Raw genomic sequence first — 18,811 nt, 5'->3', positions numbered from 1 at the left:
CTACTCCTGATGCGCGGCTTGAATTGCAGAGATCACGGCTTGTGCTTTACCACGTGTCTCGTCGGCTTCCGATTGAGGGTCTGAATCATAAACGACTCCAGCGCCCGCTTGAACTTGCGCAATACCCTGTTCGACATAAGCCGAGCGGATCACGATGCAAGTATCTAAATCGCCTTCCCCAGTAAGGTAGCCAACCGCGCCACCGTAACTGCCACGGCGGGCTTTTTCCACGTTACGGATAAGCTGCATGGCGCGAATTTTCGGCGCACCAGTGAGTGTGCCCATATTCATGCAGGCTTGGTAAGCGTGCAGTGCATCGAGATCGCTTCGGAGTTGACCCACCACGCGAGAAACCAAATGCATAACGTGACTGTAGCGATCCACTTTCAATAAATCAGCGACGTGGCGCGTTCCTGCTTGTGCAATACGTGCGACATCGTTGCGCGCAAGGTCGACCAACATCATGTGTTCAGCGTTCTCTTTTTTGTCGCAACGTAGCTCAAGTTCAATGCGGCTATCTAAATCAAAATCAATTGAACCATCGGTGCGTTTACCACGGCGGCGAGTCCCTGCGATAGGGTAAATCTCAATTTGGTTGGTTTCGGTGGCGTATTTCAATGCGCTTTCAGGAGAAGCGCCAAACAGAGTAAAGCGTTCGTCTTGCATATAAAACATATAAGGGCTTGGATTGCTCTCTTTCAGTTTTTTATAAGCAGCAAGTGGTGAAGGGCAAGGCAGAGTAAATCGGCGAGAAGGGACCACCTGAAAAACATCGCCTTTCACGACAAATTCTTTTAACGCTTGAACGGTCTTGCAAAACTCTTGGTCAGAAATATTCGTTGTCACGCTTACGTTAGCTACGGTTTTGGCTTGCGGTAGTAATTTGGGTGCGGCACATTGCTGCGCGATCTCTTGTAAACGAGTAATTAATGTTTCACGCATTGTTGGCGTGGGGTTAAAAACACTGGCTTGCAACTGACAATGCTCAGTTTTATGGTCAATCACCAACAAGGTTTCTGCGATATAAAAAACGTAGTCTGGACATTGATTAGTCGTATCGGCATTTCCTAGCGGTTCGAAGTTGGCCACCAAATCGTAGGCAAATAAACCGCCTAGAAAGAGGGCATGTTTATCGTGATGACGAAGATCGAAACTGTGCTGCACGAGACGTAGTGCATCAAAAGAAGAGGCTTCGCGTAGGCGAGAATCTTCGTCTAGCGTGTCACATGGTGCTTGAAATTGAAGTGTTAAGGTATTTTGTTGTAACTGATGTTCAATATCCGTTTTAATATTACGCTGTAGATGTTCGATGAGCTGTTGACCATTGTCTGTCAATGCGTGAAAAGTGACAACGTGACCAAAGCAAGTGATGCGCACGGCAGCATCAACCAATAATAGACTTTTGAGATCCTGTTTTGAGTCGATCTCGGCGGATTCTAATAGCAAACAATCTGTTTTTGACTCACATAGCGTATGAAATAGACGTGTTGGATCTTGGGTATAAGGCACGGACATATTGATTACGTCAATTTGGCCTAAGCTTTTAATTTCAATGGTCTTATTCACAAGACCTCCTTGATGAATTTTAATGTTCCTGTCGTCCATACTCGCATAATCCTCTTAGAGACCCAATCATCACTTTGGGGGTTCGCTGTTTTATTGCGCAATGTAATGTGAGCTATTCGACAAAATAAAAAGCCCGCTCATTGAGGCGGGCTTTGTGAATTCGTGTTCTATTTTAAAAGTACACGGTTGCCCACCAAGAACTTGTCCAAGTGTGCCACCAATTGAGCTCAGATGAAGCTGCGCTTAAATTGTGATTATGGTTTTGGTTAAATTCTTGTAACATGGTCAACCTCAAATACGTGCCTTGCATTTGTGTACTAGTTAACTAGTGCGAGAGTAAAAAGTCAAGCCTAAAAGATGGCCAAAATAAAATTATGAGAATTGATCTACATAGCCACACCACTTCTTCAGATGGCAGGTTATCGCCGCAAGCGTTAATCGATAGGGCGCTAAGCTTTGATATTGAGGTATTGGCGATCACTGATCACGATACGACTGATGCATTAACTATTGCTCATGACTATATTAATCAGCAACAATTACCCATCACCTTGATCGATGGCATCGAGATTTCCACGGTTTGGCAAAATAAAGATATTCATATTGTTGGGCTCAACATCGACTCAAACGCTCAAGCTCTGCAGCAGTTAATTGAGCAGCAAAAGGCACATCGTGTGCAGCGCGCACAATTGATTGCACAACGATTGCAAAAAGTGACACGTGAAGGGGTGTTAGAAGAGGTGCAAGCCATCGCCGGAGAAGCACCGATTACTCGTGCGCATTTCGCAAAATGGCTGGTTGAACAGGGTTTTGCGAAGAACATGCAGCAGGTGTTCAAAAAGTTTCTCACCCGCGATAATCCCGGGTATGTACCACCAAGTTGGTGCTCGATGACCGATGCCGTTGAAGCAATACACGCCGCTGGTGGCCAAGCGGTATTAGCGCATCCTGGACGATATGACTTGACGACCAAGTGGCTCAAGCGCTTAATAACGGCGTTTGTAGAAGCGGGTGGTGACGCTATGGAAGTGGCACAGCCACAACAAGCGCCACAAGAAAGACGTAATTTAGCCGATTATGCCATACAATACAATCTATTAGCTTCTCAAGGCAGTGACTTTCATTACCCCTCACCTTGGATGGAACTGGGGCGAAATCTTTGGTTGCCTTCTGGCGTCGATCCTGTCTGGAAAGATTGGGGTTTAAGCCCCGTAGATAGACTCAATAATGAGGAATTACAATGAGCCAGTTTTTTTACGTTCATCCAGAAAACCCGCAGACTCGCTTGATTACTCAAGCGGTTGCCATTATCCGCAATGGCGGAGTTGTTGTGTACCCAACGGATTCTGGTTATGCACTAGGCTGCCAACTAGAAAATAAACAAGCATTAGAGCGTATTTGCCAAATTCGACGCCTTGATGATAAGCATAATTTTACCTTGCTGTGCCGTGATTTGTCAGAGCTCTCTTTTTATGCGCGTGTGGATAATACCGCTTTTCGCTTGCTCAAGAATAATACACCTGGCCCTTATACGTTTATTTTCAAAGGGACCAAAGAAGTGCCACGTCGGTTGATGAATGCGAAGCGTAAGACGATCGGTATCCGCGTGCCTAATAACCGTATTGCACTTGATTTACTTGAAGCGTTAGGTGAACCACTAATGTCCACCTCACTTATTTTGCCCGGCAACACCCATACAGAATCGGATCCAGAAGAGATTCGGGATCGTCTTGAGCACGCCGTGGATGTCATTTTAAACGGGGGTTATTTAGGTGAACAGCCGACGACAGTGATTGATTTCAGTGAAGATGAGATGGTGGTTGCTCGCGTGGGAGCGGGCGATCCAACACCTTTTGAATAGCTTTTGAGTAGGCCATCAAAACGAGTGCTTTTTGGCGTAGAATTTGAGATACTATGCGGCCGCGATTTTGGGGTCGCATTTTTTCATTCGACGTCTGTGAAGACGACACATAGGTAGATAAATGAGCGAAAAGTTACAAAAAGTTTTAGCACGAGCTGGTCATGGTTCTCGTCGTGAGTTAGAAGCTTTGATTAGAGCAGGACGTGTCAGTGTTAATGGCAAGGTAGCTATGTTGGGCGAGCGTCTAGAAGATGATAACGCGGTTGTGCGTATTGATGGGCATGCTGTTTCCGTTAAAGCACCAGAAGAGGTTATTTGCCGAGTGCTTGCTTACTACAAACCGGAAGGTGAGCTTTGTACCCGTCATGATCCAGAAGGCCGTCGGACGGTATTTGATCGTCTACCTAAAATTCGTGGTTCGCGTTGGATTTCAGTTGGCCGCTTAGATGCCAACACCTCAGGCTTACTTCTCTTTACTACCGATGGTGAATTGGCTAATCGCCTTATGCACCCAAGCCGTCAAGTAGAACGCGAATATTTAGTGCGTGTTTTTGGCGAAGTGAACGAACAGAAAGTGCGTAACCTCGTTAAAGGGGTTGAGCTAGAAGATGGCTTGGCACGCTTTGAAGATATTGTTTACGCTGGTGGTGAAGGTATGAACCATACTTTCTACGTCGCGATTAACGAAGGCCGTAACCGTGAAGTTCGTCGTCTTTGGGAATCTCAAGATACCACAGTGAGCCGTTTGAAACGCGTTCGTTATGGCGAGATCTATTTGGACAAAAAACTGCCACGCGGCGGTTGGATGGAACTGGATCTTAAAGATGTAAACTATTTACGTGAATTGGTTGAACTGCGTCCTGAAAAAGAGACGATGCTAGATTTGAGCAAAGACAACACTTCACGTACTCGTGAGCGTGCGCGTAGCCAAAAAATTCGCCGTGCCGTTAAGCGCCATGAAGAGCGCGTAACGACGACTGGCAAGCCTAAAAGTCGTACGACCAATGGTACAACGACGAATGGTAAAAAAACTAACGGTACGACAACCAATGGCACAACGACTGGCCGTCGCAAGCCTGCTTCAAGTACCCGTAACAGTGGTGCCGATGGTAGCCGCGGCACTGGTCGGCCTCAAACTGGTAAAGCGAAAGCGCCACGTCGATAAGCGAAACTTTCTCGTTGCCTGTTAATTGATATTAAAATCCCGAGCTTAGCTCGGGATTTTTTCGTTTAAGGTATTGATAATAAAATAAAAATTAAAACAATAGAGTTGGTATTGAGCACTTGTGCATGATTGACATCCCTATGTTCATATTTTCTGGTATTTAAGTGAGTAGAGTGAAGAAACAGGCTACATGTGGCATGTATGGTATGGTTGACTAAATTTTAGTGATGCTACAATGTTACGATCATAAGCGGGTACATTTGGAGTCAGTTAAACATGGATAGAGCAGGCATCTCAGCCGTTAAAGTGGCACTTATCTACGCAACATTTGCCGTGCTCTGGATATTATTCTCGGATATGACAGTCGAATTATTGCTAGATAACGCCCAGTTGCGCGCTCTCGCTCAAACCTATAAGGGGTTGATGTTTGTCATTATTACCGCCTTACTTTTGCTCATGTTGGTGCTTAGAGGGAATCGCTTACTAGAAAAGGCCAATGATATGGACAGCCTCACTGGGCTGCACAGCCTTAGTATGTTTGTGCGTACTCTCAATATCACGATCAAAAAATTAAAGTCTAATGAGCGATTTATTCTTTGTTACCTTGATGTCGACGATTTTAAAAGTATCAACGAAACTCTGGGGTTTGAGCGTGCAGATGCATTTTTGCAGGATTTAGCTCACGATATTAACGAAATGGCTTTGCCCGGCTCATTAGTATCGCGCTTACATGCCGATCAGTTTGCCAGTTTTGTAAAGTTGAGTGACGCTGTAGATATGGATTCTCATGTTCGGAGCGTCCAACGTCTGTATACCCATCGGGCCAAGCAACACAATATTGAAACAACTTGCTGTATAGGTGTTGCCATTTACCCAGCCGATGGTATCAGTGCTAGAGAACTGATGGTTTCCGCGACTGAGGCTCTTAATGTTGCAAAGAAACAAAAGAATGCCATTCAGTATCATGACAAAACATTAACAGAAAAAGCGATGCAGCGCCGGCAAATGGTCCTCGACCTGCGCTTAGCGATCGACGACGATAGCTTAACGGTTGTATATCAACCTAAATATGACCTAAAAACATTAACAGTCAACGGTGTCGAAGTACTGATTCGTTGGAACCATCCTGTTAAAGGCGCTATCCCGCCTGATGTTTTTATCCCATTAGCCGAGGACAATGGCTTGACGGGCGCTATCTCCAAATTTGTGGTTGGAAAAGTATCACAGGAGCTGGGGCGTTCAGGAATATTGGGGACACAAATTAAACACGTTGCTGTTAATGTCTCCGCGACTGAGTTCAATAATGCTGATGAGATGTATGAACTCACGCGATTTATTCAGCAGCATGAGAATTTGAACTCATACATACGCATTGAAATTACGGAAACAGCAACGCTTACCGATATGAAAAAGAGTGTTGAAATTATTTCTAATCTGCAATCTAACGGGATTACTTTTTCCATCGATGATTTTGGCACGGGTTATACGTCACTTGCCATGCTCAAAGATCTTACTGTGGATGAAATCAAAATTGACCGCAGTTTCGTCTCTGAAGTAGAACATGATGATCGTTCAAGAACGATAGTGAATGCCATTATTGCTATGGCGCAAAGTTTTGACATCAATATTGTGGCAGAAGGCGTAGAGACAGCCAACCAATTGAAAATTTTGCAGACAATGGGCTGTCAACAAGTGCAGGGCTACTACCTAGGACACCCAATGCCAGTGGAAGATCTTATTAACCATCTATCTTTGAATATTAATTAAAAATCTCACCTATAAAATGAGTAGTACGCTCAGTACTTATTAAGCTGATGAGGTACGTATTTAGCGAGTTTGGTTGACTGCCGCTTCTTTGCAAGGCCGCTTCTTCACCCTCATGCACTGACTCTCAAAGCAAGAGGGCGAAGATTTTTCATACCAAGCTTCAGTTACCTAATTCAGCATAGTGTTCCTAAAAAAGATAAGTCTCATAACGAGCAAATGACAAACGATGGCTACAAGGTTTGCTGTAGTTGGAAATAGCGGCCTTGTTTGGTCAATAACGCTTGGTGGCTACCGTATTCCACGATTTCACCTTGTTCAATCAGGCAAATAGCATCCATTGTTTCTAACTCGACCAAGCGGTGAGTAATAAAGAGGACCGTTTTATGCGCAAAATGCTGTTGAAACAGAGCCAGAATTTGCTGCTCTGTTTGTTTATCCAAGCCTTCCGTGGGTTCATCGAGTAATAAAATTGAACCGTTGTGTAGCAGCGCGCGCGCGATACCGATGCGGCGTTTCTCTCCACCAGAGAGCTGACGGCCGCCGTCACCCAGCCATGCGTCCAAACCTAGATCATCCAATAGAGTATGTAAACCGACTTGCGTTAAGGCGTGAGCCAACTGTTGATCGTTTGCGCCTGGATTGGCCATCGCGAGGTTGTCTCGCAGCGTGCCATTGAGTACATCTACACGTTGGCTAACCACACTGATGGTTTGGCGAAGTTCGCTCTCATTCCATGCTGTTAAGTGGGTACCTGCAATGGAGACGCTACCTTGCTGTGGATCCCAATAGCGTGACAGCAGTTGCATTAAGGTCGATTTGCCAGAGCCTGTTTGCCCCACTATCGCAACGCGATGCCCTGCGGGAATATGGAGGTTGACACTGCGTAGCACATCTTGGCTGCTGTCAGGATAGTGAAAGGTTACGTCTGAAAATTCAATATCGAATTGACCTGAGTGCTGAGTTGAAGCGGTAGGAAATTGGACTTCAGGCTCAGCCAGAATAATATCGTTGAGGCGGCGAGCAGAAGTGAGTGTTTGTCCTAAATGTTGAAATGCACCAGCAATCGGCATCAGCAGTTCAAAACTTGCCATAGTTGCAAAAGCCACCAGTGCAATCATCGGGTTGGGTTGATTACCTGCCACACCATCGGCGGCAAGCCAGATCACTAACACAAGCGTCCAGCCATTAGCGAGCATGAGCAGTGCTTGTGCAAGGCCAGAAAAATGAGCGTTAGCCAATTGATTGACCAGCAATTTTTGCTGCGCTCTAAGAATCGCTTCACGGTAACGGTTTTCTGCACCAAACAGGGTCAGTTCACTGTAGCCTTGCAACCAGTCAAGCGTTGCAATACGCAAATCCGCCTTGTGCTGGGTGAGCTCGGCACCATTACGCTGACCCAGTTTATAAAAGAGGACAGGCCACACGAGCAGTAGCGTCAGAAGAATTGCACCAAGGGTTAAGCCAATGGCAGGGTCGAACCAACATAAGAATGCCGTTAACGCACTAATGCCCAGTACACCCACGGTTACTGGGCTGATTAAGCGTAAATAGACGTGATCCATAGCATCGATATCTGCCACTAGACGGTTGAGTAAATCAGCGTCTCGGAGGTTTGACACACGTCCTGGGATCAGTGGCGCGAGTTTTTGGAAGAAGAAAATACGCAGATCCGTCAGCAGCTTGAATGTAGCATTATGGCTGACAACACGCTCACCCCAACGTCCTGCAGTGCGTCCCATGGCAAACCCACGTACAAACGCGCCCGGTAGCATGTAGTTGAATGTTTCACGAGCAATGGTTAAGCCAGCAATGGCCGCTGCGGATAAAAACCAGCCGGATAAGGTCAGTAGACCAATCGAGGCAAACAGGGTTAAAAAGGCCAGCAGCATACCGAGAGATAAACCAAACCAGTGCTTTTTATACAATTTAAGGTAAGGGATGAGATCACGCATCAAGGTTCCCCTTATTGGCTTCATCAAGCGCTTGATTAGCTTGTAACATATCGGAAAACAGACCCTTTTGCTGGCTAAGTGTGTTGTAATCGCCTGTTTGAATTATCGCCCCATTTTGCATCACCAAAATCTGTTGCACCGATTTTAATGGTGCTAATTGGTGCGTCACGATTAAAGCGGTGTGGTGTTGAATTTGGCGGTTCAAACCTTGCATCACTAACTGTTCGCTGCGTGCATCTAAGCTGGCGGTTGGTTCATCAAGTAGCCAAAAATTGCCGTTTTGTAGCAGTGCGCGAGCAAGTGCAATTCGCTGAGCTTGTCCGACAGATAATCCACCGGATCGATCGGTGATGGCGTAATCCAAACCATGTTTGTCGACAAATTCAGCTGCATAGGCATTGTCTAAAGCCGAATGAAGCGCTTCGTCACTCATGTCATGCTTGCCGAGGCTGATATTCTCAACGATGGTTCCGTGCACCAACAGTGGGTTTTGCCCAACCCAACTGATCTGCTTACGCCAGCTGGTATGCTCAAGATCGCTCAGTTCAATACCATTAATTTTCAAACTGCCTTGGTAAGGCATGAAGCCTAAAATGGCGTTTACTAAGCTGGTTTTACCTGCACCGCTTGGCCCGACAAGCGCAGTGGTTGAATGGTTATCTAACGTAAATGAAATTGGGCCGACCAAGCGTTTTCCTTCTGGACTAAACACTTCGAGATCTTGCGCTACAATGTCAATCTGCTGTGCACCGTCGAGCGAGATAGATCCTGATTTCACTTTGCTGATGTCTGTTTCCAAAAACTCGACAATGCTTTCAGCCGCGCCGACAGCTTGTTGTTTGGCGTGATAAAAGGTGCCCAAATCACGTAATGGTTGATAAAACTCAGGCGCAAGGATCAAGATAAATAGGCCGGAAAATAGAGTTACGGCTGTACCGTAGTAGCCGAAATTCAACTCGCCAATAAAGCTAAAACCAAAGTAAACGGCGGTGATGGCGATCGATATCGAGGTGAAAAATTCTAACACTGCTGATGATAGAAAGGCGATTTTCAATACATCCATTGTGCGAGTGCGAAAGACTTCAGAAGCGCCTTTAAGCTGATCGGCTTCGGCTTGTGTGCGGTTGAATAGGCGTATTGTAGTCATCGACTGCAGGCGATCATAAAAGTGACCAGATAACCGCTGCAGAGCTTTGAAATTTTTACGATTAGCATCGGCTGCTTTCATACCGACTAAGGCCATAAACAGCGGAACTAAGGGTGCGGTGATTAAGAAAATCAAACCCGCCGCCCAGTTGACGGGAAAGACCACAATCAAAATCATAAACGGGATCAACACAGATAATGACATCTGCGGTAAATAGCGCGCAAAAAAGTCCTGCATGTTTTCGACTTGTTCAAGCAGTAATGTTGCCCATGCACCGGCAGGCTTACCTTTAATATAAGCAGGGCCCAACTCGCGAACTTTATCCAGTATTAACTGACGGATATAAATGCGGATCTGCTCTCCGCAGCGAAAACCCGCAATTTCACGCCCCCATGCGCACGCGGCACGTGCGGCAATCGTCACCACCAAACCAAGAAAATAGGGAATGAGCTCTGCTTTATCAACTTGTTCAATAATCAGTTGATGCAGAATGGAGGCGAGGAGTGCGGCCTGAGCCAGCAAAAACACACTTGATAATACGCCAAGGCCAACAGCAATCATTAACCAGCGTTTTGCCAGTTTACTTTGCTGTTTGAGCCAATTATTCAAGCTACGTTGCTTTTTCTTATCCATTTCGAAGGCTTAATGAGAATTATTATGTAAACGGAAGGGCGGTAGTATACAAAATAAAGCCCGATGGATATACCACCGGGCTGTAGGGTTTTGTTATAAAACTGGAAAATAACCTTTTGTTTACTTGTCGTTCATGCCTACTTATCGTTCAAGCTATCTAGGTAACGTTCCGCATCTAAGGCGGCCATACAACCTGTTCCTGCCGAAGTGATCGCTTGGCGATAGTTGTGATCCATCACATCACCAGCAGCAAACACACCTTCAATACTAGTTTGAGTTGCATTACCATCAAGGCCAGATCTAACCACGATATAGCCCTCTTTCATCTCTAGCTTACCAGCAAACATGTCGGTATTCGGTTTGTGACCAATCGCGATAAAGACGCCCATCACGTCCAGATCTTCTGTCGTTTCTGATTGGGTGTGTTTCATACGAACACCCGTCACGCCAGTCTCATCACCTAAGACTTCCTCTAAGGTACGGTCAGTGTGCAGCACTATATTGCCGCTTGCGACTTTATCCATCAGACGGTTAATCAGAATTTTTTCTGCGCGGAACGAATCACGGCGGTGGATGAGGTGAACTTGTGCCGCAATATTAGATAGATAAAGCGCTTCTTCCACCGCGGTATTGCCGCCACCTACAACGGCCACTTTTTGGTTACGATAGAAAAAACCATCGCAAGTAGCACAAGCGGAAACTCCTCGTCCTTTAAAGGCTTCTTCTGAATCTAAACCTAGGTAACGTGCGGATGCACCTGTTGAAATGATCAGAGCATCGCAGCTATATTCTGCACTATCGCCTTTAAGGCGGAATGGCCGCTGTGAAAAATCAACTTCATTAATATGATCAAACACAATCTCGGTTTCGAAGCGCTCGGCATGCTCTTTCATTCGCTCCATTAAAGCAGGGCCCGTGAGGCCTTCTGCGTCTCCTGGCCAGTTTTCTACTTCTGTAGTGGTCGTTAACTGACCACCTTGCTGCATACCGGTAACGAGAACTGGATTAAGGTTAGCGCGAGCTGCGTAAACGGCTGCCGTATAACCAGCCGGGCCTGAACCAAGAATAAGAAGTTTGCAATGTTTCACGTTGCTCATGGGGACTCCAGTATCGAAAATGCTCGAAAATTTAACACGATTGTAGGGAATATCTCGAGTCAATTAAAGCGATTACATGGGCTAGCTTAGAAATAATCGTTATATAGCCAAACTAAGCAATGATGGGACTTGGCTAATAAGTCAGCCAACGTGTTTTTAAGCAATTTCGGCCGCTGGCTTTAGCCGCATAAAGCAGTTGGTCGACTTCTTCACACAATGCTTGGAGGTCTAAATCAATATTCGTTGCGGTCAACACGCCAAAACTCGAAGTGACGGATACCGATTCTCGTGATTCGGTTACAAAATCGTGGTCTTCAATTTTTCGGCGTAAGGTTTCGGCAATTTCGCTAGCGACGCTTAAGTCAGTGTCGGGTAGTAAGATGAGAAACTCTTCCCCACCGTAGCGAGCGACAACATCGGAAGAGCGTACCGATGACTTAAAGATAGCCGCAATTTCCACTAATACTTGATCGCCGAAGGCGTGACCATAAGTGTCATTAATGACTTTAAAATAATCAATATCGGTCAAAATAAGGCTAATCGGTTTTGCATCTTCATTATGTTGGATCTGTTCGTCTAATTGCGCTGAGTCGAATGGTTCGGCGTTTTTTTTAGGTGAAGATTGACCTTTGAACCAAGTCTGTTGCCACATCAAAATCCGTTGTGCGAGTTTAATAAGCGCTTCGCTACTATTTTGGTAAGATTTGGATTGATGTTTTGCAAATCGTTCTTCCATGTAGCGTCGATTATACAAGCCAGTCAAGGTGTCCGTTTTGGCAAGCATGCCCATTTTGATGCGAGAGCGGTTGGCCCAGATAAATATGACCAATAATCCGATTGATGCAAGAGCAAGGAAAAAGACGATTTCACCTAATAGATGAAACGTTTTCTGATGGTTTTCAATTTCTAGCTTTTGAAGTACGTTGTTCCAGTTTAGATCCTGATTTTCATATTGCAGACGCTCAAGATCAAACAACATTTGTTGTCGCTGTAAGTTCTCTATCTGTTCAACATTGCGAAGTGTGAGCGATCGTAAATGATAAAAATCATAAGTTTCATAGGCTTGTTTGTAGTTATTTTGCCCAGCATAAGCCTGTGCTGCCACTTTTAACAACTCTATCTGTTGAATAAGTAGATTTGATCTTTGTTTGATATGCGCAATGAGTGGTTCTACAAATTCAATCACTTCACCGTAGCGTTTTTGTTCCAATAGATCTTGTGTTTGTAATAGCTGAAAAGTTGCAAGGTAGCCTGGTTGGCTTTCTCGGTACTGCAGTTCCTCCGCTTTTTTCAAGAAAAAGCGCATTTGATCTCGGTTGTTGGTATCTCGATAAAGCCGTGCAAGTTCAATGTTAATACGAAAGCGATGTCGCCCGTCACCCAGTATTTGTGCCAGCTTGAGTGCGGTTTTATAGGTTTCGATCGCCGCCGTGATTTGATTACGTGACTCTTGCAACTTAGAGATGTCGAGTAAGCTAACCAACTGGCTATAAGACATTTTACGTTGCTTGAAGTAACTGTAGGAATTTTCAAGTAACAGCTGTGAACGATCAAAATCTTGTAGCTGAACCAGTATTTGACCTAGGCCTTGAGATATTCTCTCCATTAACTCTTTGTTATCAATGGATTTTGCTGTATCAATTGAGGTCATTATTGCGGCGTACGATTTTTTAAACTCGCCTTGCTCTTGGTAATAGAGACTTTTAGCTAGTAATACTTCTGATTCGATTTGTGCATTGTGATCATTTCCTGCTTCAACTAACAGTGCGTCAAGTTTCGGCAACACGTCGACTTTTTGGTGCCGTAAAGCTTGAATCTCTCTTAGTTTGAGAGTGAGCGTTTCAACGTTGGTGTGTTCTGTTCGCTTTAATCCTAATTGTGCCGCTTCTAAGCTTCTATCATATTCCTCTAGTAGCCCATATACAGTGGCTTTGGCTAAATAGTAACGTACAACGAGAGCGGAAGGCTGTGACAATATGATGTAGTCTTCTTCTAGTTCACTAATTTGTGCTTTTGCCTTGATCGGTAGTGAATAGGTGATCTGCTCAATGCCCTCCAATGCTTGGAGAAATTTATCTTTAGGATCCATAGCCGCATAGGCATTGATTACACTGAAACCTAATGCGATGAAAGTCCACAGTGTGACTTTAATACTAGAGTTCACGAGTTGAGGATCTCCTTATCAGTTGAGCGATGTTTCAACTAAGTCTTAATAGTTAAATATATCAATTAGTTTGATGATCTAGTATTAACTTTAGTCTAATTTTTGGCATGGCTTACTACTTAAATGGTGCTAATTTCGAGTTAATGAGATGCTATATGGCTCATGGATTAATACTTGCTAAATTTAGTCGAATCGAGCTGATAAATTAGTTACTGATATTTCCTTTAAACCCGCCCATGGTCTAGATACCATTCCCACATCATCCTAATGTTGGTAATTCATTGTTTTTAAAGGCTTATTAACCTTGAAGTAGTGAGCTTATCTAAAAATCGCTATGTGCCATGCTCGCTATTGGATGTTAATTCTTATTTTTGTGATTATTTAAGTATTAAATTTTATATTGCTAGTCACATACAGATATAACATTCATTTTTACTTGAATGTGCAATATTAGTGCGTATCCTTAATGTAAATTAATTGTTAATTTAATGTGTCCAATTATTTAATTAAGGAGCTGGTGATGTTAGCTGTACACGAAAACACTTTACAGATTACGCAATTAAGTCAAAAAGCGATTCAACAACTTGCTCCCTCCTTTGCGCAATTACCACATACGGAGCATGCTGATGGTCAGTATCGTTTACGGCGCTACTCTGTGGTTCAATTTAACAAAGGGAAAGTCGAGGCGTTGGACAAGCATGACTTTATGCAAACCGATCAAATCAATCATTTTCAAGGCAACATTAAGCGTCATTTCGATCCTATTTTACCCTCCACGTTACAAAGTGAAGGGATGAGAGAAGTGTGCGAGGTGTTTGTGAGTACGAATGGTCTGCCTAATGGGCAAGAGATTGAAATCCATCAGATCCGAATTGCTGCTGTGTTTGATGAGACGCAAGTCGCGCCAGAAGGTGTCCATCAAGACGGTTTTGATCATATTGCGTTGGTGGGGGTGAATCGCCACAACATCGTTGGCGGTGAAATTATGCTTTATCAAGACTGCAATGAAGCCCCTTTCTTTCGGAAAGTGTTAGAAAATGGTGAAATTGCCATGCTCGCGGACAGTAAGTTATGGCATAACGCTTGTCCTATTCGCTCGATTGAGCATGGGCAAGAAGGTCATATGGATGTTTTTGTGTTAACCGCTAAGGATGGCCGAAATGATCTTCACTCCTGAAAAAGTGCGTACGCAGTTTAGTGCTTTGTCGCAAAAATATCATGGTAAGTCAGTGAGTTTCTTAGATGGTCCAGGTGGCTCGCAAGTACCTAAGTCGGTAATAGAAAAAATGAGTGAATATCTGGGCCATTTTAACTCTAATTTGGGCGGACACTATTTTTCAAGCCAAATCACCACTGATTTAATGCAGCAGGCTCGTGAGTCGGTGCAAGCGCTTCTGAACGCTGAGTCATCAGGAAATATTGTATTTGGCGCGAATATGACCTCGTTGACTTTTCAGCTAAGTCGAGCCATTAGCCGAGATTGGCAAGTGGGCGATGAAGTGATTGTTACTGCGCTTGACCATTACTCCAATGTCTCCAGTTGGCAGCAAGCGGCGCAGGATAAGCACGTTACAGTGCACCAGGTAAAGGTGAACCAACAAGATTGTACTTTGGATGTTGAGCACTTACTGTCATTGCTCAACCCTAAAACAAAGCTGGTCGCGGTCACTTATGCTTCGAATACCACAGGATCTATTGTCGATGTTAAACGCATTGTGGATGCGGCGCATCAAGTCGGCGCGATGGTGTATGTGGATGCCGTTCACTATGCTCCGCACCATTTGATTGATGTACAAGAATTAGGCTGTGATTTTTTAACCTGTTCGGCATATAAGTTTTTTGGTCCACACGTTGGTATCGCTTATATCGCTTCGCAGTGGTTACATGCACTTAAACCCTACAAAGTTGAACCTGCAACCAATATTGGTCCGGGACGTTTTGAAACGGGTACGCAGAGTTTTGAAGGTTTGGCAGGCGTGATTGCTGCAGTGGAATATTTGGCGCAATGGGGAGACGCGAGTGGCTCGTTAAGAGAGCGTTTGATCGATAGTTTCATTCAATACAACCAGCATGAACGCCAATTAAGTGAGTATTTTCTGTATAAACTTAAAGGATTGAGTTCGGCTAAGCTCTATGGCCTGACCAAGGCTAACAGTGAGCTACGTACACCGACCTTTGCCATTCGCTTAGCTAATCACCACCCAGAATTTGTGGCCAAAACATTGGGCGAGCATAATATTTGTGTGTGGAATGGGCATTTCTATGCGCTTGGTTTAGTGCGTCAGTTAGATCTTGAAAACAGCGGTGGAGTTGTCCGTATCGGTTTTATGCACTACAACACGCGCAGTGAAATTGACGCTTTGTTTGATGTCTTATCCACATTAGCGTAACCAAAGTGGCCCGGAAATCTGTCGAAGGAAAGGTTTCTGGGGCGCAGTGCCTCTTTTAGCTTTCATCTTCGGTTGGCTCTAAGGGTAACTCTTCGATCACAATGGGTTCTTTGGGACCTAAAAATTTAGGTTGAGTATTCGTGATATAGAGATCTAAAAATGCTTTCGTACGAGCAAAGACCTCACGCAGCCTCACTTTAAAACCAGAACGAGTTGTTGGCCCTGCAACCGCTAAACACTGAGCATTAATGTTATGGTAGTTGGCAATAAAGAGTGCTCGCTCACAATGAAATTGTTGAGAAATGATCAAAAAATTGTCGGTTTCGAAGATGCGTTTTGCGCGAACAATGGAGTCCAAAGTACGAAACCCTGCATAATCTAAGTAAATATGTTCGCTCGGGATCCCAGCGCGCAGCAGATCGCGTTTCATCGTCCACGGTTCATTGTACGAACGGTGAGCATTATCACCACTGAGTAAAAACCCTTTTACCTTGCCTTGCTCATACAAAGCGATCGCGGCTTCAATTCGGTGGGTATAGTAGTCATTGAGCGTTTTACCCAAGTACTTACTGGTTCCAAGTACAACAGCGACTTGGAATTGACCGACTTGATTTTGCTCGGTGACGATTTGTTTTTCGGCTTGCCAACTGACCCAGCGATCAATGCCAAGCACAAAAAGGCTTGAAATGAACAACAGTACAGACACGTAGCGAAGCAGCGTGTGAACCCGCTTTTTCCAAACAGGGCGAGAGTGATTTGAAGATGAAAATTTTAACACTAAATTTGACGGTTCCTTTGTGCCCAGATCCCGATAGCAATAAAGCAGAGCATAATAATGCTAAACATCATGCCTGATTCTAACTGCGAAAGTGTCCGAGCAAGGTAAGGGCTCGCTTTGATGATCACCAAACCGTAGCCGAAAGCGTTAATCAATATAAACGTAAATGTGCGAACGACAAAGTGTTGGTTGCGCATTAGCTTGCGCATCGCGGCGTTAATCTCTCCACCGAGCATCACGAGCAAACAAGCGATAAATGCAGTTGATATCTCCGTTAAATACGGTGATAAGTAATGCCCTGCGGGCGCTAAAAAGTTCATCATATTGACTCACAGAAAAAGCCCCTAAACATCAGCCGAAGCTTAGGGGCAGCAGAGTAGGAGCTTAGAAAGCAGTGCGTTTGTAGCGGCGGTATACTGGCTGCCAAAAATGCTGCTCAATGGCGGTTTCTAACACATCATCTGGGATCTCCAGTGCAACACCTTGCTCAATTGCTTTTTTCGCTACCGCAAACGCAATTTTCTTGGAAACGGAGTGAATGGCTTCCAGTGGTGGAAGTAACGCACCATGCCCATTAAGCGCAAGAGGTGAACAGTTGGCGAGTGCGCGGCTTGATTCCATCAGCATCTCATCAGTAACTCGACGCGCATTGACCGCCAGTACGCCTAAGCCGATACCAGGGAAAATATAGCTATTGTTGCATTGTGCAATTGGGTAGGTTTTACCGTTATGCAACACGGGAGCGAACGGGCTGCCTGTGGCGACGAGTGCTTCACCGTTGGTCCAACGGATAATGTCATTGGGCGTCGCTTCAACACGGCTGGTTGGGTTCGATAGTGGGAAAATAATCGGGCGTGGGCAGTGTTTATGCATCTCAGTGATAATCTCTTCACTGAATAATCCCGGAGCCCCAGAAACACCGACCAACACCGTTGGCTTGCCATTTTTCATTACTTCCAATAATGAGAAACCATTACCTTCTGTATTCCAATTATGCGTGTCTTTGTTTTTTTGCACGAGGCGCTGTTGGAAATCAAGTAGGTTAGGCATTCCTTCTTGCAGCAGACCCCAGCGGTCAACCATATAGACTTGAGAACGAGCTTGAGCATCTGAAATACCTTCTGACACCATTTGCGCGATGATTGCTTCGGCAATACCACAGCCTGCAGAGCCCGCACCAAGAAAAGCGATACGTTGCTCGGAGAGTTGACTGCCCGCGGCTTTGCATGCGGCCAATAGCGAACCTACAGTCACCGCCGCAGTGCCTTGAATGTCATCGTTAAAACAACAAATACGGTTTTTATAACGCTCTAATAGTGGCATTGCGTTCTTTTGTGCAAAATCTTCAAATTGGATCAGTGCATCAGGCCAGCGACGTTGCACCGCTTGGATGAACTCTTCTACAAATGCATCATATTCGGCCCCGGTAATCCGAGGGTGACGCCAGCCCATGTACATCGGGTCAGCCAAGCGCTGTGGGTTATTGGTTCCAACATCGAGCACGACCGGTAAAGTATAAGCAGGGCTAATACCACCACATGCGGTATAAAGTGCCAGTTTGCCGATAGGAATACCCATTCCGCCAATTCCTTGGTCACCCAAGCCGAGAATGCGTTCACCATCGGTCACTACGATAACTTTTACGTTATGGTTCGCTGCATTATTGAGTAAGTCATCGATGCGATCTCGATTCGGAAAGGAAATGAACAGACCGCGGCCGCGACGATAAATATTTGAAAAGTTTTCACACGCGGCACCCACCGTTGGTGTGTAGATGATGGGCATCATCTCAGTGATGTGGTTTTGCACTAAACGATAGAATAAGGTTTCGTTAGTATCTTGGATATTACGCAGATAGATATGCTTATCCATATCACTTTCAAAGCTGCAGTATTGTTGGTATGCGCGAACAACTTGTTCTTGTATCGTTTCCGTCGTTTCAGGAAGCAGGCCTTCTAAGTTGAAGGAACTGCGCTCTTCAGCACAAAATGCACTGCCTTTATTGAGCAAAGGCGTGCTGAGTAGAGCGGGGCCCGCATAGGGAATATAAAGAGGGCGTTTGTCATTATTCATTGTCGGCCTATTTTAGGGTAGAAGGGAACTCAAAAATGATAACGGTTTACTCATGAGATTGTAAATAGACGAGCGGCGACACATGGCACAGAATACTGAAGAATGCCGATAAAAACGGTAGAATTCTCCGTGTTAATTGCTGAGGGCATCAATGTACACATGTTTGTCTATTGGTCTCCTTAAGCAGAGATTTCAAAAGTAGTGTTGAGCGATGATCA

General features: G+C 44.9%; 15 protein-coding genes and 1 other annotated feature. Of the genes, 6 read left to right on the top strand and 9 right to left on the bottom strand.

The genetic code is table 11. From position 1 onward, the window contains the following. Both AACQ42_RS16635 and AACQ42_RS16630 read right to left on the bottom strand, forming a co-directional pair. Window positions 1-1,566 (bottom strand): anthranilate synthase component 1, encoded by a 1,566-nt coding sequence (locus AACQ42_RS16635; RefSeq protein WP_029388172.1) that lies wholly within the window; start codon window positions 1,564-1,566, stop codon window positions 1-3. A gap of 123 nt (window positions 1,567-1,689) precedes the next feature. Next, window positions 1,690-1,792, bottom strand: a sequence feature (Trp leader region). Further along, window positions 1,739-1,876 (bottom strand): hypothetical protein, encoded by a 138-nt coding sequence (locus AACQ42_RS16630; RefSeq protein ID WP_010318233.1) that lies wholly within the window; start codon window positions 1,874-1,876, stop codon window positions 1,739-1,741. It overlaps the preceding feature by 54 nt. 64 nt (window positions 1,877-1,940) lie before the next feature. Here AACQ42_RS16630 and rnm point away from each other — a divergent pair, with 64 nt between their 5' ends. The 4 genes from rnm to AACQ42_RS16610 all read left to right on the top strand — a co-directional run bounded on the left by rnm (window position 1,941) and on the right by AACQ42_RS16610 (window position 6,359). Further along, a complete protein-coding gene (gene rnm, locus AACQ42_RS16625; RefSeq protein WP_017042022.1) occupies window positions 1,941-2,810 on the top strand; it encodes an RNase RNM in 870 nt (289 codons plus the stop codon). After that, a complete protein-coding gene (locus tag AACQ42_RS16620; RefSeq protein ID WP_013857139.1) occupies window positions 2,807-3,427 on the top strand; it encodes an L-threonylcarbamoyladenylate synthase in 621 nt (206 codons plus the stop codon). Before rnm ends, AACQ42_RS16620 begins: the two co-directional genes overlap by 4 nt. A 121-nt stretch (window positions 3,428-3,548) precedes the next feature. Then, complete coding sequence (rluB, locus tag AACQ42_RS16615; RefSeq protein ID WP_013857138.1) at window positions 3,549-4,592, top strand: 23S rRNA pseudouridine(2605) synthase RluB; 1,044 nt, start codon at window positions 3,549-3,551, stop codon at window positions 4,590-4,592. Window positions 4,593-4,868: 276 nt separating this feature from the next. Beyond that, a complete protein-coding gene (locus AACQ42_RS16610) occupies window positions 4,869-6,359 on the top strand; it encodes a putative bifunctional diguanylate cyclase/phosphodiesterase (RefSeq protein WP_094124102.1) in 1,491 nt (496 codons plus the stop codon). Window positions 6,360-6,589: 230 nt separating this feature from the next. Here AACQ42_RS16610 and cydC read toward each other — a convergent pair whose 3' ends face one another. The 4 genes from cydC to AACQ42_RS16590 all read right to left on the bottom strand — a co-directional run bounded on the left by cydC (window position 6,590) and on the right by AACQ42_RS16590 (window position 13,352). Continuing rightward, on the bottom strand, window positions 6,590-8,311 hold the full coding sequence (gene cydC, locus AACQ42_RS16605; protein ID WP_094165760.1) for a heme ABC transporter ATP-binding protein/permease CydC: 1,722 nt from the start codon (window positions 8,309-8,311) through the stop codon (window positions 6,590-6,592). Continuing rightward, the gene (gene cydD, locus AACQ42_RS16600) at window positions 8,304-10,091 is read right to left on the bottom strand and encodes a heme ABC transporter permease/ATP-binding protein CydD (RefSeq protein WP_094165759.1); all 1,788 of its coding nucleotides are present in this window, start codon (window positions 10,089-10,091) and stop codon (window positions 8,304-8,306) included. Before cydD ends, cydC begins: the two co-directional genes overlap by 8 nt. Before the next feature lie 137 nt (window positions 10,092-10,228). Continuing rightward, window positions 10,229-11,188, bottom strand: a complete 960-nt coding sequence (gene trxB, locus AACQ42_RS16595) for a thioredoxin-disulfide reductase (protein ID WP_026027123.1) — start codon at window positions 11,186-11,188, stop codon at window positions 10,229-10,231. A gap of 133 nt (window positions 11,189-11,321) precedes the next feature. Continuing rightward, on the bottom strand, window positions 11,322-13,352 hold the full coding sequence (locus AACQ42_RS16590; protein ID WP_094165758.1) for a GGDEF domain-containing protein: 2,031 nt from the start codon (window positions 13,350-13,352) through the stop codon (window positions 11,322-11,324). Window positions 13,353-13,872: 520 nt separating this feature from the next. Here AACQ42_RS16590 and AACQ42_RS16585 point away from each other — a divergent pair. Next, window positions 13,873-14,529 carry a 2OG-Fe dioxygenase family protein gene (locus AACQ42_RS16585; protein WP_176429679.1) on the top strand — a complete coding sequence of 219 codons (657 nt, stop codon included), beginning with the start codon at window positions 13,873-13,875 and terminating at the stop codon, window positions 14,527-14,529. Then, complete coding sequence (locus AACQ42_RS16580; protein WP_094165756.1) at window positions 14,504-15,742, top strand: cysteine desulfurase-like protein; 1,239 nt, start codon at window positions 14,504-14,506, stop codon at window positions 15,740-15,742. The genes AACQ42_RS16585 and AACQ42_RS16580 overlap by 26 nt, the downstream gene beginning before the upstream one ends. A gap of 55 nt (window positions 15,743-15,797) precedes the next feature. On the opposite strand, the gene AACQ42_RS16575 is transcribed toward AACQ42_RS16580, so the two are convergent. From AACQ42_RS16575 to AACQ42_RS16565, 3 genes are all read right to left on the bottom strand, one after another. Beyond that, on the bottom strand, window positions 15,798-16,547 hold the full coding sequence (locus AACQ42_RS16575; protein WP_026028037.1) for a SanA/YdcF family protein: 750 nt from the start codon (window positions 16,545-16,547) through the stop codon (window positions 15,798-15,800). Next, on the bottom strand, window positions 16,520-16,843 hold the full coding sequence (locus AACQ42_RS16570; protein ID WP_088721142.1) for a DUF3392 domain-containing protein: 324 nt from the start codon (window positions 16,841-16,843) through the stop codon (window positions 16,520-16,522). The genes AACQ42_RS16575 and AACQ42_RS16570 overlap by 28 nt, the downstream gene beginning before the upstream one ends. A 61-nt stretch (window positions 16,844-16,904) precedes the next feature. Further along, window positions 16,905-18,593 carry an NAD-dependent malic enzyme gene (locus AACQ42_RS16565; protein ID WP_047690852.1) on the bottom strand — a complete coding sequence of 563 codons (1,689 nt, stop codon included), beginning with the start codon at window positions 18,591-18,593 and terminating at the stop codon, window positions 16,905-16,907. Between the last annotated feature and the right edge of the window lie 218 nt (window positions 18,594-18,811).

Origin of the sequence: Vibrio sp. V12_P9A6T4 (genome assembly GCF_963874835.1) — a bacterium.
Lineage (GTDB): Bacteria > Pseudomonadota > Gammaproteobacteria > Enterobacterales > Vibrionaceae > Vibrio > Vibrio anguillarum.
This window is presented reverse-complemented; position numbering and strand designations above follow the sequence as displayed.

Excerpts from the sequence above, each read along its gene's own strand:
- rluB (WP_013857138.1), top strand. The coding sequence starts at position 3,549 with ATGAGCGAAAAGTTACAAAAAGTTTTAGCACGAGCTGGTCATGGTTCT.
- AACQ42_RS16620 (WP_013857139.1), top strand. The coding sequence starts at position 2,807 with ATGAGCCAGTTTTTTTACGTTCATCCAGAAAACCCGCAGACTCGCTTG.
- AACQ42_RS16610 (WP_094124102.1), top strand. The coding sequence starts at position 4,869 with ATGGATAGAGCAGGCATCTCAGCCGTTAAAGTGGCACTTATCTACGCA.
- AACQ42_RS16580 (WP_094165756.1), top strand. The coding sequence starts at position 14,504 with ATGGCCGAAATGATCTTCACTCCTGAAAAAGTGCGTACGCAGTTTAGT.
- AACQ42_RS16570 (WP_088721142.1), bottom strand. The coding sequence starts at position 16,843 with ATGATGAACTTTTTAGCGCCCGCAGGGCATTACTTATCACCGTATTTA.
- cydC (WP_094165760.1), bottom strand. The coding sequence starts at position 8,311 with ATGCGTGATCTCATCCCTTACCTTAAATTGTATAAAAAGCACTGGTTT.
- rnm (WP_017042022.1), top strand. The coding sequence starts at position 1,941 with ATGAGAATTGATCTACATAGCCACACCACTTCTTCAGATGGCAGGTTA.
- AACQ42_RS16585 (WP_176429679.1), top strand. The coding sequence starts at position 13,873 with ATGTTAGCTGTACACGAAAACACTTTACAGATTACGCAATTAAGTCAA.
- AACQ42_RS16630 (WP_010318233.1), bottom strand. The coding sequence starts at position 1,876 with ATGCAAGGCACGTATTTGAGGTTGACCATGTTACAAGAATTTAACCAA.
- AACQ42_RS16565 (WP_047690852.1), bottom strand. The coding sequence starts at position 18,593 with ATGAATAATGACAAACGCCCTCTTTATATTCCCTATGCGGGCCCCGCT.
- cydD (WP_094165759.1), bottom strand. The coding sequence starts at position 10,091 with ATGGATAAGAAAAAGCAACGTAGCTTGAATAATTGGCTCAAACAGCAA.
- trxB (WP_026027123.1), bottom strand. The coding sequence starts at position 11,188 with ATGAGCAACGTGAAACATTGCAAACTTCTTATTCTTGGTTCAGGCCCG.